The following is a 15,616-nucleotide window of genomic DNA, read 5'->3' as shown; positions in this document are numbered from 1 at the left end:
CTGAACAAGCCGGGGGCAGGGGGAAATGAAAACGGCCCCGCCTTGGGCGGAGCCGTTCGCTTGGGGGAGACGCGCGGCGGGGCCGCGCGCAACCTCAGTGCCAGTGATCGATGTTGCGATCCTTGGTCTCGGGCACGAACAGAAGGCCGATGACGAAGGTCATCAGCGCGATCACGATCGGGTACCAGAGGCCGTAATAGATGTCGCCGGTGGCTGCCACCATGGCGAAGGCGGTCGCCGGCAGAAGGCCGCCGAACCAGCCGTTGCCGATGTGGTAGGGCAGCGACATGGAGGTGTAGCGGATGCGGGCCGGGAACAGCTCGACCAGAGCTGCCGCGATCGGGCCGTACACCATGGTCACGAACAGCACGAGGATGAAGAGCAGCCCGATCACCGCCGCCACCTGCGGGCGGAAGATGTCGAACGGATGCGCCATCTTCACCACGTCCTTGTTGGTCGCCGCCGCCGGGTAACCCGCCGTCTGGAGCGCCGCGAGGGCCGTCTTGTTGAAGTCAGGCGTATAGGGGATCACGGTGTCGTTGATCTTCAGCTGCACCGGGGAGCCAGCGGGGCCGGCCTCGGTCGAGTACTTCACCGAGGACTTCGCGAGGAAGTCGCGGGCGAGGTCGCAGGGCTGGGTGTAGATGCGGGTACCCACCGGGTTGAACAGGCTTCCGCAGTTTGCCGGATCGGACACCACCGTGACCCGGATGTTCTGGATCGCCTTCTCCAGCGCCGGGTTGGCGTAGGTGGTGATCATGTTGAACAGCGGGAAGTAGCTCGCGGCGGCGATCAGGCAGCCGGCGAGGATGATGGGCTTGCGGCCGATCTTGTCGGACAGCCAGCCGAAGAACACGAAGAACATCGTGCCGAACACCAGCGACCACGCGATGAGCAGGTTGGAGGTGTAGCCATCGACCTTGAGGATCGATTGCAGGAAGAACAGGGCATAGAACTGGCCCGTGTACCAGACCACGCCCTGGCCGGCGACGAGGCCGAACAGCGCGATCAGGACCACCTTGAGGTTGCCCCACTTGCCGAAGGCCTCCGAGAGCGGCGCCTTCGAGGTGGTGCCCTCTTCCTTCATCTTCTGGAAGGTCGGCGATTCGGAGAGCTGGAGACGAATCCAGACCGAGATGCCGAGCAGCGCGATGGAGACGAGGAACGGCACGCGCCAGCCCCAGGCCGCGAAGTTCTGCTCGCCCACGATGGTGCGGGTGAACAGGATCACGATCAGCGACAGGAACAGGCCGAGGGTCGCCGTGGTCTGGATCCACGAGGTGTAGAAGCCGCGGCGGCCATGCGGGGCGTGCTCCGCCACATAGGTCGCGGCGCCGCCATACTCACCGCCGAGCGCGAGGCCCTGCAGCAGGCGCAGGCCGATCAGGATGATCGGAGCGGCGATGCCGATGGAGGCCGCGTTGGGCAGGATGCCGACGATGAAGGTCGACAGGCCCATGATGAGAATGGTGACGAGGAAGGTGTACTTGCGGCCGACGAGATCGCCGATGCGCCCGAACACGATGGCGCCGAAGGGACGCACCAGGAAGCCGGCGGCGAAGGCCAGAAGCGCGAAGATATCGCGGGTGGCCGGCGGATAGGCCGAGAAGAACTGCGCGCCGATGATGGCCGCCAGCGAGCCGTACAGATAGAAATCGTACCACTCGAACACGGTACCCAGGGACGAGGCGAAGATGACCTTCTTCTCCTCCCGGCTCATGGGGCGAGGCTTGGCTGCCGCCCCCGCTGTGGTCACGCTCATGGAACCTATCCCTCCCATCGCTTCGGGTTCCGCCGCCGGCGGATGTCGGACCCAACAGGTCCTGCGAGAGAGGGTCTTTTCGGCGCACGCCCGCATCGCCGTGCGCACGCGGGAGTGCGACGGATCTCAGGGCGTTCCTCCGGTAGACCCTCTGGGTTCCGCGTCATTGTTGGCGCGCGGATATCCCGCAGGGCTGGGCGCGCACGGCGCGCCAAGCGGTATCATGGCGAAGGTGTGGCAGCCTTACGATTGGTCATTGGTCTTAGGTGCAAGGCGAAAAATGCATGCGCCGCAGCATGGCGGCAGGCCTTTTGGCCGGCTTCCCTACGTCAGCTCTTCTTCAGCGCGCGGCGGGCGATGCCGAGAGCGAGGGCGGCGGCATTGGAGACGTTGAGGCTCTTGATGGCGCCGGGCAGGTCGATGCGGGCCAGCACGTCGCACGTCTCGCGGGTGAGCTGGCGCAGGCCCTTGCCCTCGGCGCCCAGCACCAAAGCGAGGGGGGCACTCAGCCGGGTGTCCTCGATGTCCGCCGGCCCCTCGCTGTCGAGGCCGACGACCAGCATGCCGTTGTCCTTCAGCTCGGTCAGCGCCCGGGCGAGATTCTGCACGAGGCAGAAGGGCACATGCTCCAGCCCGCCAGAGGCGCTCTTGGCCAGCACGCCGGTGGCCGCCGGGCTGTGGCGGGCGGTGGTGACGATGGCGCTGACCCCGAAGGCCGCCGCCGAGCGCACGATGGCACCGACATTGTGCGGGTCGGTGATTTGGTCGAGCACGAGGACAAGCTCGCTCTGCGCGAGATCCTTGAGCGGGGGCGACCGCAGGTGGTCGACTTCCGCAAGGAGGCCCTGATGCACCGCGTCCGGCCCCAGCAGCTTGTCGATGTCGCCGGGGCGCACCACCTCGGGCGTGACCGGCGGGACGAGTCCCTCCTCGGCCAGGCGGTTGATCGCGTTCTCCGTCGCCATGAGCTTGCGGAAGCGCCGCTTCGGGTTGCCGATCGCCTCGGCGACCGTGTGCCAGCCATAGAGCAGCGCGACATCGTCCGCGCCGGCCCACGGCGGCGGCTTGCCGCCACCCTTGCCCTTGCGCTGGGGAAACGGCGCGCCGGACGGGCGCGGGCCGCCACGGCCGGCGAAGGGCGGGCGGGCGCCGGGGCGGCGCGGTTCGCGGGGCGGACGATCAGACATGCCGTGGCTTTGTCAGACACCGCCGCCGCGCGCAAGGGGCGTCGGAGCGCAGATGGGCGTTTCGGTGCCGGTTGCGGCGGCGCGCCGGGCCCGGCCGTCCACAGGGGCGGGGATCGAGGCGCCGGGCCGGGCGATTTCCGGTTGACTTCGGGACGGTGTTTTCACATAAACCCGGCCTCGGATGGCGATTTGAGTTCACGCTCTGCGTCACCTTCGGCCGCTGGCGCTTTCCTGCATCACCAGTCCGGCTCGAAGCCGTCCTGCTCCGGCAGGCAGGTCCGCGATGACGGGCGTCGTTATGGAGGGGTGCCCGAGTGGTTAAAGGGGACGGACTGTAAATCCGTTGGCTCTGCCTACGTTGGTTCAAATCCAACCCCCTCCACCACCCGTCGTCGCAATGCGCTCTTAGGAGCGGGGCCGGTGTTCGCCGGCCGCGGAAGCAGGAGGAAGCCGGCCCGTCCGGTCGCCCGCCACCTCTTCCGCGCTTTGAACCGGCATGCTAAGCCAGCCGGCATGCGGGTGTAGCTCAATGGTAGAGCAGCAGCCTTCCAAGCTGAATACGAGGGTTCGATTCCCTTCACCCGCTCCAGCTTCGTCTTCTGAAATTTAGTTCGCGCCGCTCCAGCCGGCTCATGAGCGCCGATCGCCTCGGGCTCTGAGCGTTGGGTGCCGAGCGGACGTCCGCGCGATTCGTCGGGGCGCGACCATGCCCGCGACACCGATGGCTCTGACCATTGCCCGCTCCTGACGGAAAGCGGCCGTCAGGGGCGTTTGGAGCCCCTGACGGCCTGTGGAACCTCGCTCGCTGCACGGCGGCCCGGGGCCGACATCGCACACCCCACCGAGGTCGAGGTCCCAATCCTTCAAGCGGTCGTCACGCGACCGTTCACTGCACCGCGTTGATGGCGAGGCCTTCCACGTAGGTGAACTTCGCGTTGACGCCCTGCTGCAGGGTCTGGAGGTCGCTGAGGACCTTGCCGTTGGCGGCCTTCAGGGTGCGCAGGTAGCCATCCGGGCCCGGGAAGCTCACGGTGCCGGCGGCGGGATCGGTGCCGACGACGGGGGCGACGATGGTCACCTCGCGCAGGCCGAAGCCCTCGGGCAGGCCGGGCAGGCCGTCATTGACCACGACCTCGTTCAGAACTTCCGCGGGCTCGTTCTTGGCGGGCTTGGCGATGGCGGTGACCACGCCGGGCAGCTTGCGGATCAGCAGGCTCTGCCCGTTGCGGAAGGCGGTGAGGTCGCCGACCAGCGGCGGGGCGATGACGGCCCAGCGCTTTCCGGCCGGGGTCTCCAGCACGACCCGGCGGGTCGCCGGATCGGCAGAGACGAAGCGGACTTTGTAGCTGAGGACGGTGGCGGTGCCGACGCCCGGCAGGGTCACAACCTCGACCGACTCGGGCTTCGGCACTTCGGGGGCCTGGGCCGCGGCCGGCAGGGCGGCGGCGAGGCTGCCGGCGACGATGGCCAGCTTCAGGGCATTAAACGTCATGTGGTGTTCCTTCCTGGTGGATGTTCGGATGGGGCATTTGCATCGATGCGCCCGCCACCGCAGGCCGCGGGCATGGCGGCCTGGGTTCCTGGCGCAGCGATTTCGCTTGATCTCCGCCGCGTCGTGCGGCGGCGATGTCAGGACGCCGTGACGGCGGGAATTTTCCAGCTTCCGTCGAGAATCGACGGCTTCTTCGGATTCGGCCAGTACATGCGTAGCATGAGAATGAACTGGCCGGACGGCGCCGGAAGCCAGTTGGCTTCCTTGTCCGCCCCGGGGGACTCGTGCTGGATGTAGAGATCGACCGAACCGTCGGCGTTCGTCTTGAGGTTTTGCCGAGCGCTGATCGAATAGCGGTTGAGCGGATTGGCAACGAAGAAATAATTCTCGTCATACATGGTCAAAGACCAGAAACCCTTCACCGGAGGCAGCTGCCCCTTGGGGAAGTGCATGACATACTTCTTCGAGCCGTCATACTTGCGCGCCAGCAGGCCGCGGCCAGACTTCAGCGAGGTCGGGTAGACCGCATCCTCGGGCCGGTTGGCGCCGAGGCCGATGGCCGCGATGAGGGCGCGCTGGATATAGTCCGTGCCGTACACGCCGGTCGCCGTGGTGAAGCGCCAGCCGTTCACGTTCTTGATCTCGGGGCCGGTCACGAAGTGCAGCATGATGCGGTCGAAGCTGAGCTTCGGCACGCGGTTGAGCACGGCGGGGTCCGCGGCCTTGGTATCGAAGTCCTTGCCGGGCACCACGCCGATCCGCGCCAGCTTGGGCAGCATGGGCGCGTCGGCCGCGGCGGGCGGGTTGGTCTTGAGGAGGTCCGCCAGCAGCTTGAAATAGTCGACGCCGCTGAGGCCGTTCACCTGGTCACGCACCGCCGTTTTCATGTCGATGGCGGCGTCCACATTTCCCGCCGGCGGCACATAGTCCTTCCCGAAGGCGCTGAGGGGATAGGTCTTGCAGGCATCCTGCAGCGCATGCACCGCAGCATAATCCTCCGGCGTTCCGGTGCAGTAGATGCGGCCGAGCAGCCAGACGATGGAGGTCGGGGACTTGTACTGCACGACGCCGGCCGGCAGCGTGCCCTTCCAGCCCGGCCCGGTGATGGCATAAGTCTGCGCGCCGGTGCCGGTGGTGCGCGTTCCGGGTACCTGGAACACGTCTGTCCAGCCGTCGAGCATGGGGAACAGGAAGTAGCGCCCCTTCATGTCGGGAATGCTGACGATCCACGGCTCCTTGCCCACGTCCAGCCAGGCCGTGGTGTAGAGCGTGTCGGCGTTGGGCGCGGTGACGTCGCGAAAGCTCGCATCGGGATAGGAGCGCAGGCGCACGAACTGGCCCATGGGCGCGCGGGTCCCCTCCGCTGCGGCGACATTCGTCATCACGCGGCGGGTCATTTCCATGGTTACGAGCGCATAGCCGTAGATATAGGCTTCCGATGCGGCGCGCAGATCTTCCGCGTCTGCCGCCAGCTCGTGGATGAAGCCTTCCGCCTGAGCCGAGCCCAGCGCTGTGCTCGCACCCAGGAGACCGAGGCCGGCCGTCACTGTGCGCCTGGAAAGGTTCATGTGCGTTTCCCCCAATCAACAAAGGCAACGTCGTTGCATCTGGTCGCCTTGCGGCGCGGCGGGACGTTATATCAAGCCCAAGCGCCGCGTTTTGCTTTGCGCGCCATTGCAGAAGGGGCGGGGACGCATGTCGATACCTGCCGATATGGCGGGTGGTACGCAAGTGTTCGCGCCTAGGCGGAGAGCGCCAGCTTGAAAGGCGGCCTTTTTCAACACTTGCGCCGATTTTCATGGCCATTATAGGCCGACAGGCGGCGGAACATCTTTTCCCCGCCGAAAATTGGCTTCAACTTCTGCTGAGTAGAACGCGGCTCGCCAACTCAGCGTGGTGGGCGTTTCGCGACGCGCTGTTGTCACTTGCCCACACTGGCGGACTGGCCGGCGGCCCGCATCACCGTGTCCGTATCGGTCAGCCAGACCAGATCCTCAGCCTTCAGGGCCTCCAGCACCCGCCGCATGGCCGCAGCGCCCGCCGGCGTGCCGACGACGAAGGGGTGGATGCCGATGGCGACCACGGTCGCTTGCCGGGACGGATCGGCCTTCGCCTCCCGGGCCAGTTCGCGGACATAGTCGATCCAAAGCCGGGCGAGGTCGTCGGCTTCCTTGAAGCGGGAGAGATACTGGCCCATGTCCACCACGCTCGGCGGATAGGGCACGAGCACCAGAGGCGATGGCTTGGTGTCGAGCCGCGACAGCACGTCGGAATCCATGCCGTCGAGGGTGTAGCGGATGCCTTCGGCGGCGGTCGCCTCGAACGTCTGCGCATCGGGATAGACGCTGGGGCTCGACCAGCCGGTGGAACGCACGCCGGTGTCCGCCTCGATCATGTCCAGCGTCCTGCGGATATAGGCGCGCTGCGCCGCGGGCCCCTCCGACAAGGGCAGGAGGTCGGTGGAATTGTTCAGCCCGTGGGCGATGATGGGCGCGGAGGGAACGAGCGCCCGCAACGTCGCCCACACCTGCGGCTGCGCCTGCGGGAACTGGGCGTTCAGCGCGAGGCTGAGAGGAATGCCCATGTCCTTGAACAGCCGGCCGGTGCGGGGCAGGCCGAAATTGATGGCGTATTGCCGGAACCCCTCGTCCACGAGGTCGGGCGTCCGGCCCGTCATGTCGGGGCGGAAGTTCGGGCCCTGTCCGTGGCCCCACGTCTCCACGTAGAGGACGAACAGCACCGCGACCTTCTTTCCATCCGGCCATGCGGCGACGGGAATGTCCTGTCGCGGCAGGCCGGTGATCCAGTCGGTCCCCGCACTGTCGGCCGCTTGGGCGCGCACGGGGGTCAACGCCGCGACAGCGGCAAGGAGAAGGGCGAAGATCGCTGCGCGCATGTCCCACCTGCCTGTCTGCAAGCCCCCGGGCACGCATGTCCCGCGCCCGGGGCGCCGTTCAATGGATGTCGTCGAGGGAGGCGGCGCCCGATCCGCCGGAGATCAGCGCCGGCCACTGCTTCGAGCCGAACGGAACCTGCGGTGGCAGGAACGCCTCCTGCCCGCGCGCCTTCATCTCCGCGATGATAGCCTTGCGGGCATCGCCTCCCATCAGTTCGTAGTCCATCAGCCGGTCGTTGTTGAAGAACAGCCCGCCCACCGAGCGGTCGGAGATGATGCGCACCACCGCCGTGAGCATGTCCTCCGGCGTGGTGGTGAAGGAGACGGTCTCGATCAGGAACAGGCGGTCGTTAATGGCCTTCTCGCCGAAATACTGGGCCAGAACGCTGAACAGCACGTTGTTCTGGCGCGCCACATAAATGGTGTTGCTGGCCCCGAAGGCCTGATCGAAGCTGCCGCTGAGATCTTTCTTCCAGCCGTCCAGCACGCCCATCCAGTGCTTCACTTGTGTCTGGGCGGCCCAGGCGATGGCATTGCGCAGAACCGGCGCCTGCGTCTTCGCATAGGCCTGCACCGCATCGAGGGTGACGGCGCCCTTGGCGAGGCTGTCCTCCATGAAGGCGATGTTGTTCTCCAGGATCGCGCGGGAATTGGCCCGCCACGCATCAGGCATCTCCGCCGCGCCGATGGTCTCCAGCGCGCTTTTCATTTCCGTGAGATAGGCCCGCATGGGCGCGACCCAGGAGGTGTCGGCCGGCGTATCCACATAGGGCAGCACGACCTCGGAAATGGCCATGGCGCTGTGGCCCAGCGACTTCATCAACTGATAGGCCTTCGGCACCGACGGCGCCTCGAGCGGGGGCTGGCCCGGCCGGTAGAGGATCATGCGGCCACCCGCGCCGGAGAACAGCGCGAGGATGACCGGATGGTTGGCGAGGATGTTGCGGCGGAAGGCGACACCGGCGCTGTCATACAGCGAGAACATGGTGGTGTTGAGCTGGAGGACATTGCGATTGGCGAGGTCCTGCGCGGAGGGCGGTTGCGGCGGCCCGGAGATGGGCTTGAGATAGTCCGGTCGCTCGGCCGCCATGGCGCCGGCCAGCGGCAGTGCGGCGAGTGCCGCCGCCACGGCCCATCCGACGGAACGGTATTTCATTGTTTCTTCCTCCATATTTCATTTCGGGCAGGCGGCGCCGCTCTCGACCCACGCCTTGACCAAGGCTTTCGCTTCCTGTTGCGAGCCCGGCGCGGGCACGCGTGCGCCGCCCGGATGCCAGGCCCAGCCGACCAGCGTGTCGTCGCCGATATGGGCGACGAGATCGGCGAGAGACCGTCCGCCGTTGCGGCTCGGGTCCTTGATCTGGATGCATATTTCGGCGGGGCTCTTGCCCTCCCACGCCATCTCGGCGGGCGCGAGATGCCATTGGGGATGGCTGGGCACGCCGGCCGGCTCGTAATTCGTGCCGTGATGGCAGGTGCCGCACCGCAGGCTGGCGGTGCCGAACCCGTCGGCGCCCCGCGTCACCGGCGGCTGGTGGAGACGTGCGGAATCCCCCTGCCGGGGCCGATCCGTGGCGGGGTGGCAATTGGTGCAGCGCGGGTGGGTGAGTACCTTGCTCAGCTCACCGAAATAGGCGGCCGAGCGCTGGGCCGGATCGGCGATGGCGACGAAGGCTTCCGGTGGCGCGAGGGTATCGGCGGGCGCCGAAAGCGCGATCCCGGCTGCCGCCAGCAGGCCGGCGAGGGCCGTAGCGGGCAGGATCGTTGCGAGGCGCCTGTCGAACAGCATCGAAGCCCCTCAGGTCAGGAAGCGTTTGGGGTCGGCGAGCACCACGTCGCGCACCGCCTGGTGGTATTTGACGTAGCCGGAGCAGCGGCACAGATGGCCGTCGAGGGCTTCGGCGATGGTGCGCTCCAGATCGGCCCGGGGAATGGGCGCCCGTTCCAGCCGCTCCAGCAACACCTGCCCCTCATTGAGGAAGCCGGGGGTGCAATAGCCGCACTGGAAGGCGAAATGGGCGACGAAGCTCTTCTGCAGGGGCGTCAGCTCGCCGTTCTTCGCGTGGCCTTCCACGGTTCGGATGGCGAGCGTGTCGAAGTCTGTGGCGGGCGCGATGCAGGTGGGCGTGGTCGAGCTGGTGCCGTCCGTATGATCCACGATGACCGCGCAACTGAGGCACTGGGCGGCGCCGCAGCCGAACTTGGTGCCGGTCATGCCCAGCACTTCCCGCAGGAAGTCGTTCATGCTCAGGCCCTCACGGACCTCGATGGGACCGTGGCTGCGACCGTTGATGGTGAGTGAGACCGGGGGCAAGCGGCTTCTCCCTTCACAACACCCGCCGGACATCGTCCGGCGTGACGGGCAAGGCACGGAAACGATGCCCGGTGGCATCGTGGATGGCGTTGAGGATGGCCGGCACCACCGGGATCATGACCACCTCGGCCATGCCCTTCGGGGGCTCGTTCGGCGCGACCCGCGGCAGCACTTCGACCTCCAGCGCGTGGATGGGCAGGTCGGAGCCACGGGCGACCACATAGTCGCCGAGGTTCCAGCGGCCGTTGCCGGGCCCGTCCTCGAACGGCGGCAGGGTTTCGAGCAAAGCGTAGCCGAGGCCCATGGCGAAGCCGCCTTGCGCCTGGCCGACCACCACCTCGGGCGTGAGCACCTCGCCGCATTCCAGCACGCTGTAGGCCTGGGAGACCCGCACCGCGCCGCTCGCCTTCTGGATCTCGACCTTGACCAGCGTGCCGCAGCTCGATGTGAAGGAGGTGCCGATCCGGTTGTAGCTCGCCGGCGGGAAGGCGATGAAGCTGCGGTCCAGCACCTTGAACGCGCCGCCGCCGCGCCGTACCGCCAGCGCGTCGAGGTCCACCACCCATTCGAACCCGTCCAGGGGAAAGGCCGCCTGCGCCCATGCCCAGCGGGAGAATGCGTGGGCCATGGCGCCGGTGAGGCCGCCCATCTCGTGGGCGCGGGCGGCCACCTTCTCCTGCTTCAGCGGCGGCAGGCCGGAGAGGATGAGCGCGCCGTCGAACCAGAACGCCTCCTGCCACAGGAAGCGGCGCGGATCGTCCTGCGCGATGCCCCACAGGCTGAGTGCCGCCGGCCATAGCCCGAAGCGGAAAATGAGCCGCGCCGCCTCGGCCGCCGCCTGGGTTCCCACATGGGCGCCGATGGAGGCGCTGGTGGCGGAGCTGATCGCCGGCACCCAGCGCGGGTTGCGGGCGGCTTCGTCCTGCTCCGTCTGCGTGAGGGTGTAGGGATCGCCGGACGTCACCAGGCCGAGTTCATCGAACGCATCGATGCGGGCGACGGAGACCTCGTCCGCCCGCCGCCCGAGCAGGCCCGCAACGCGGTTCGCCACCGCCGTGCCGATGCCGTTGCCCATCTCCACCGCGTCGCAGAAGATGCGAATGCGCCCCTGAGGATCGACCTCCACCCGACCGAGGGAGCAGTCGGCGCCCGTCCCGTAATCCTTGGCGCAGACGGCGACACCGGTGCCGACCAGCGTCCCGGCCGGGGCCGCCTTGCGGGCGGCAGCGCGGCCCCGCCACAGGGCGTGGGCTTCGAGCTTGTCGAGGATTTCCGGCGTGCGGATCGAGACGGTCCACGGATTGCCGGTCATGGTGAGGCCGCCGGCCTTCAGCAGGTTGCGCCGCCGAAGCGTGATCGGGTCGATCGACAGGGCCTGCGCCGCTTCGTCCACCAGCGTCTCAAGGGCCGTGGTGGTCTGGAGCACGCCGTAGCCGCGCATGGATCCGGCCGTCACGCCGCGTGTGTGTTCGGCGAGGGTGGTCACGTCCACCTTCGGGACGTCGTAGATGCCGATTGCGGAGGTGGCCGACACTGCGGCCACGCTCGCCGAATAGTTGGCGAGGCCGCCGCCATCGAGGACGTGGTCGGCCGCAAACGCCCGCATCCGCCCGGTGGCGCGCTCGAACGCCACCTGCGTGTGCATGTCGAAGGCATGGCGCTTGATGCCGCCCTGAAACTGCTGGAGCCGGTCGTGGGCAAGGCGAATGGGGCGGCCCGGCAGGAACATGGCGGCCAGCGCCACGTAGAACGGGAATGGGGTATGGTCGCGCCCGCCGAACCCGCCGCCCACATGGGCGAAATGGCTCTCGATCCGCTCGGGGCGGAACCCCGTCGCCGCGTCTCCCAGCAGGTGGGCCAGCTCCTCGCTCGCCTCGAGCGGCGACTGGACGCCGAGCACCGTGCGCAGCGCCTTGGCCCGCGGGTCGTACCAGGCGAGGCCCCCCTCCGGTTCCAGGAACATGGGGTCTACGGACTGGGTGCGGAATTGGCGGTCGAGGACGAGCATGTCCGGCGCGCTGGCGGCGATGAAGGCGCGGATGGCCTCGCCGTGGAGCGCGCCCTTCTTGTATTGGCCGCCTTCCGCGGTGGGCAGCGGCTGCCAGACGGGCCGGCCGCCGGGCTCGAAGACGCCGGGGCTGATCCAGCCCTCGATCAGCGGCGAATAGACATCCGGTGCGCCGGGCGTTTCCCCGGCGACGCGGGTGAAGCGCAAGGCGGCGTAGTTCGGTTGCGCCACGGGCTCGGTTTCGGCGCCAAACCGGGCGGGATTTTTCTCGCGCAGGATCGCCCGCGCCCGGTCATAGGCGTCGAACGTCTCGAACAGCAGAAGCGCCAACGGCTGGCCCAGATAGAGCGGCGTCTTGCCCGGCGGGCAGAGCAGGTCGCCGGCATAGAAGGGCGGTACGCGGACCCCCGCGCGCTCCAGATCCTGCGCTGTTACCACCTGCGCCGGACGGGCGGCAGCTTCCAGCGCGGAGAGATCGAGCCCGGTGAAGACGTGGGTGGCGTCGGCGGCGCGCACGAGCAGGGCGTGAGCGGTGGTCTCAGGCCACCCCTCCATGTCCGCCGCGCGGAAATCCGATGCGTAGAGCTTGGCGCCCGTCACCTTGGCGAGGGCATCGATGCGCCCGGCCGTGGCGCCGGGGAGGCGGGACGCCGCCGTGCCGGGGAGTGTCTGGGTCGCCTCGAAGCGGGCGGCCCGCACTGGCCCGATGCGGCTCATGGCCAGCATGATGCCGCTGGCTGCAACCCAGGTCACGAAATCACGCCGCGATGGACGCATGCTTTTTTCTTCCCCGGACCAAGTAAAAACCACGGTATCAGCAATTTATGGAAGCCGATACGCCATATAATTTCCGGTACAATGGAACTTAAATCAGACGTTCAATTTTTAATTTGGATGCGCAAGCGCCCGTGCTCCCGGCGAGGGCGCATCCGGGCGCGTGAAGCTGTCCGCACTTCACACATGCTTCCGCCGACGCTGCAGCTTGCCCTGCATACCAAAGGCGCCGGACCTCTTCCTATTCCCTCATTTGAGGGATGGGGCCGAGACTGCGGTCGTCAGCCCGCCTCCTGGACGGTCGGCCGTCGGTCACCGCCGTCGCCCATCTGGAACCGCCGCAGCAGGGTGGCGTGGGAGCGGACGCCGAAGTGGCGATAGACCGCCCGCTGGTATTGCGCGACCGTGTATTCGGACAAGTTGAGGCTGACGGCGATTTCCTTGCGCGTGCGCCCGTCGAGCAGAAGGTTCAGCACCAGCCGCAGCCGGGGGGACAGGCGAGGCACGCTGGCGCCGCGATCGCTCGGCCATCCCTGCTCGTGCAGCCAGGGCAGCTCGCTGAGAAGGATATGGGCGATCCGCGCTTCCCGCTGCGAGAACGGGGCCGCGTCCCGGCGGCGGAAGAGCGCGATGGTGCTCACCGCGCGCTCGTCGATGGGCCGCAGCGAGAAGATGAAGGGGCCGATATCCGCGTCAGCGAGATGGCCGCCGACCCCCGAAGCGATGAAGGTGGCTTCATCCACGATCTGCTGTCGCGTCCGCGTGACGTGGGCATTGTGGGCGCGCATCTCGCCGAGCAGCTTCGCCGAGGTCCAGGCCATATCGGGATGGGCGGCGGCGAGCAGGAGGCGCCCATAGCGCGCCTCGTCGAGGCCGCCATGCGCCAGTCCCAGATAGACCGGCTGCTCGCCCGGCTCCGCCAGGCAGCCGAGGCTCCAGGTCCAGCAATCGGCGCCGATCAGCATCGAGATGCCGTCGATGAGCTGCCGCTTCACGCAGGAGAAATCCGCGCGCGAGACGATGACGTCGCCGAGCAGCCTCACGATGTCGCGCACGTCGGAGGCGGACAGGAGGTCATCCGGAGTGCAGGAGAGAGGGGACATGTCAGGGCTCATGTCGCACCCGTGCTGGCGGTGAGGCCTTTGCAATTCCTTCAAGTTCGCAAAGACAGTTGCACTGTGACGGTTCGCGCACGCGGCGGCAAGGCGCCAGCTCGCGGCGATCAGCTGCTGTCGCCGGACCGCCGCGTTGCGCATTCGCCGGCCTCGACTATTGTCCCGGCACAGCTTTGGGGAGACGCAGGTGGGTGCAGTTCGACGTGGGGCCGTCGGTTTCGCGGCCGGGGTGATTCTCACTGCCGCCATGGCTGTACCGCCGCTCGCCGCCGCGCCTGTTGAAACGCTTGCGCCCGGCACGCTCTCGGTCTGCATGTTCGCCACCTTCCCGCCCTTCGTCGGCAAGTCCGACGACGGCGTCTGGGAGGGATGGGACGTGGAGTATCTCAAGACCTTCGCCGCGGCGCAGGGGCTGCGGTTCCAGCCGGTAGAGGTGGCGGATTTCGACGGACTGTGGACGCGTCCCGGTGCCGACGCCTGCGACATCGCGGCCTCGGGCATCGCCGACCTCGCGGCGCGCCGGCAGGCGACGGGCGCGGCGGGGGTGTGGTCCGATCACTATTATTTCGTGCTGCGCGCCTTCGGCGTGCGCAAGGCCGACGCTGGGAAGCTGACACGCGCGACCGATCTTGCCGGGCGGACCATCATGGTGATCGCGGGCTCGACGGCGGATGTGGATGCTCGCAGCCGCATCGCGCACGATCAAATCGCGAACGTGACCATCATCGGCACCTCGGACGATGTGGAAAATGCCCGGCGGGTCCGCGACGCCGCGGAGGGCGAGGGGCCGTTCGCCTTCGGCTCGGGGCTCGGCACCGTTCAGTATCTTTCGAAGAAGATGGGCCTCGTCCCGGTGTGGTCGCACTGCATGATGACGCCGGACGGAAAGGTGCGGAACGAGCCGTTCTCCTTCATCGTCCGCACGAAATCGACGGGCGTTGCGGAGGCGCTGAACGCCTTTATCGCCGCGACGCCCTATGGCGCGGGCCGTGGCACGGAGGCCTGTCCCGGCAATGGCGAATAGGCGGGGGAGGGGGCCGCCTCGGCGCCCTGCCGGAGCGGTCTTCGCGCGTAGGCGCGGGGGCGGGCGGATCGCGCGCGATTGTCCCGCCTCTTGCATCCGCTTCTGAAACCCCCTATCCCACGGCGGATTTTTTGGCGGCCCGCGCGGGGCGCTGACCGAGAGTGAGAGAGACGAAATGGCCAAAGAGAAGTTCAACCGCTCGAAGCCGCACTGCAACATCGGCACGATCGGTCACGTTGATCACGGCAAGACGTCGCTGACGGCTGCGATCACGAAGATTCTTGCGGAGTCCGGCGGCGCGACGTTCACGGCGTACGACCAGATCGACAAGGCGCCGGAAGAGAAGGCGCGCGGCATCACGATCTCCACGGCGCACGTGGAGTACGAGACGAACAACCGCCACTACGCGCACGTCGACTGCCCCGGGCACGCCGACTATGTGAAGAACATGATCACCGGCGCGGCGCAGATGGACGGCGCGATCCTGGTGGTGTCCGCCGCCGACGGCCCGATGCCGCAGACCCGCGAGCACATCCTGCTCGCCCGTCAGGTCGGCGTGCCGGCGCTGGTGGTGTTCCTGAACAAGTGCGACATGGTCGACGATCCGGAGCTCCTCGAGCTCGTCGAGATGGAGGTGCGCGAGCTCCTCTCGAAGTACGACTTCCCCGGCGACGACATCCCGATCATCCGCGGCTCGGCGCTGGTTGCGCTCGAGAACGGCGATCCGGCGCTCGGCCGTGACGCGGTGCTGAAGCTGATGGAGGCGGTCGACGCCTACATCCCGCAGCCCGAGCGTCCCATCGACCTGCCGTTCCTGATGCCCATCGAGGACGTGTTCTCGATCTCCGGCCGCGGCACCGTGGTGACCGGCCGTGTCGAGCGCGGCATCATCAAGGTCGGCGAGGAAGTCGAGATCGTCGGCATCCGCCCGACCGTCAAGACGACCGTGACCGGCGTCGAGATGTTCCGCAAGCTGCTCGACCAGGGCCAGGCTGGCGACAATGTCGGCATCCTGCTGCGCGGCACCAAGCGTGAGGACGTGGA

12 protein-coding genes and 2 tRNA genes are annotated in these 15,616 nt (G+C 67.6%); 4 read left to right on the top strand and 10 right to left on the bottom strand.

The window, feature by feature from the left end; genetic code table 11:
- Nucleotides 1–94 precede the first annotated feature (94 nt).
- Together FHT36_RS09450 and rlmB are read right to left on the bottom strand one after the other, a co-directional pair.
- Nucleotides 95–1,762, bottom strand: a complete 1,668-nt coding sequence (locus FHT36_RS09450) for an MFS transporter (RefSeq protein WP_169122273.1) — start codon at nucleotides 1,760–1,762, stop codon at nucleotides 95–97.
- A gap of 329 nt (nucleotides 1,763–2,091) precedes the next feature.
- Nucleotides 2,092–2,949 carry a 23S rRNA (guanosine(2251)-2'-O)-methyltransferase RlmB gene (rlmB, locus tag FHT36_RS09445; RefSeq protein ID WP_169122272.1) on the bottom strand — a complete coding sequence of 286 codons (858 nt, stop codon included), beginning with the start codon at nucleotides 2,947–2,949 and terminating at the stop codon, nucleotides 2,092–2,094.
- Nucleotides 2,950–3,249: 300 nt separating this feature from the next.
- Between rlmB and FHT36_RS09440 the strand changes: the two genes are divergently transcribed.
- Both FHT36_RS09440 and FHT36_RS09435 read left to right on the top strand, forming a co-directional pair.
- Nucleotides 3,250–3,334: transfer RNA gene (locus tag FHT36_RS09440), tRNA-Tyr, on the top strand.
- Nucleotides 3,335–3,464: 130 nt separating this feature from the next.
- Nucleotides 3,465–3,538, top strand: a tRNA-Gly gene (locus FHT36_RS09435).
- Nucleotides 3,539–3,835: 297 nt separating this feature from the next.
- Here FHT36_RS09435 and FHT36_RS09430 read toward each other — a convergent pair.
- From FHT36_RS09430 to FHT36_RS09395, 8 genes are all read right to left on the bottom strand, one after another.
- Nucleotides 3,836–4,441, bottom strand: a complete 606-nt coding sequence (locus tag FHT36_RS09430; RefSeq protein WP_169122271.1) for a hypothetical protein — start codon at nucleotides 4,439–4,441, stop codon at nucleotides 3,836–3,838.
- A gap of 137 nt (nucleotides 4,442–4,578) precedes the next feature.
- Entirely contained in the window at nucleotides 4,579–6,009 is a 1,431-nt protein-coding gene (locus tag FHT36_RS09425; RefSeq protein WP_169122270.1) for a DUF1254 domain-containing protein, read from the bottom strand.
- Between the two features lie 353 nt (nucleotides 6,010–6,362).
- A complete protein-coding gene (locus FHT36_RS09420) occupies nucleotides 6,363–7,337 on the bottom strand; it encodes a polysaccharide deacetylase (protein WP_169122269.1) in 975 nt (324 codons plus the stop codon).
- A gap of 58 nt (nucleotides 7,338–7,395) precedes the next feature.
- The gene (locus tag FHT36_RS09415) at nucleotides 7,396–8,493 is read right to left on the bottom strand and encodes a hypothetical protein (protein WP_210257681.1); all 1,098 of its coding nucleotides are present in this window, start codon (nucleotides 8,491–8,493) and stop codon (nucleotides 7,396–7,398) included.
- 18 nt (nucleotides 8,494–8,511) lie between these two features.
- The gene (locus FHT36_RS09410; protein WP_169122267.1) at nucleotides 8,512–9,126 is read right to left on the bottom strand and encodes an Isoquinoline 1-oxidoreductase subunit; all 615 of its coding nucleotides are present in this window, start codon (nucleotides 9,124–9,126) and stop codon (nucleotides 8,512–8,514) included.
- A 9-nt stretch (nucleotides 9,127–9,135) separates the two neighbouring features.
- The gene (locus tag FHT36_RS09405; protein ID WP_169122266.1) at nucleotides 9,136–9,651 is read right to left on the bottom strand and encodes a (2Fe-2S)-binding protein; all 516 of its coding nucleotides are present in this window, start codon (nucleotides 9,649–9,651) and stop codon (nucleotides 9,136–9,138) included.
- A gap of 13 nt (nucleotides 9,652–9,664) precedes the next feature.
- On the bottom strand, nucleotides 9,665–12,436 hold the full coding sequence (locus FHT36_RS09400; RefSeq protein WP_169122265.1) for a xanthine dehydrogenase family protein molybdopterin-binding subunit: 2,772 nt from the start codon (nucleotides 12,434–12,436) through the stop codon (nucleotides 9,665–9,667).
- Between the two features lie 278 nt (nucleotides 12,437–12,714).
- Complete coding sequence (locus FHT36_RS09395) at nucleotides 12,715–13,536, bottom strand: LuxR C-terminal-related transcriptional regulator (protein ID WP_169122264.1); 822 nt, start codon at nucleotides 13,534–13,536, stop codon at nucleotides 12,715–12,717.
- A 259-nt stretch (nucleotides 13,537–13,795) separates the two neighbouring features.
- Here FHT36_RS09395 and FHT36_RS09390 point away from each other — a divergent pair, with 259 nt between their 5' ends.
- Nucleotides 13,796–14,572 (top strand): ABC transporter substrate-binding protein, encoded by a 777-nt coding sequence (locus FHT36_RS09390; protein WP_169122263.1) that lies wholly within the window; start codon nucleotides 13,796–13,798, stop codon nucleotides 14,570–14,572.
- A gap of 175 nt (nucleotides 14,573–14,747) precedes the next feature.
- Nucleotides 14,748–15,616 (top strand): elongation factor Tu (tuf, locus tag FHT36_RS09385; RefSeq protein WP_169122262.1); only part of this gene is annotated, 869 nt, incomplete at its 3' end.

Source organism: Xanthobacter sp. SG618 (assembly GCF_012932745.1).
Taxonomy (GTDB): domain Bacteria; phylum Pseudomonadota; class Alphaproteobacteria; order Rhizobiales; family Xanthobacteraceae; genus Xanthobacter; species Xanthobacter flavus.
This window is presented reverse-complemented; position numbering and strand designations above follow the sequence as displayed.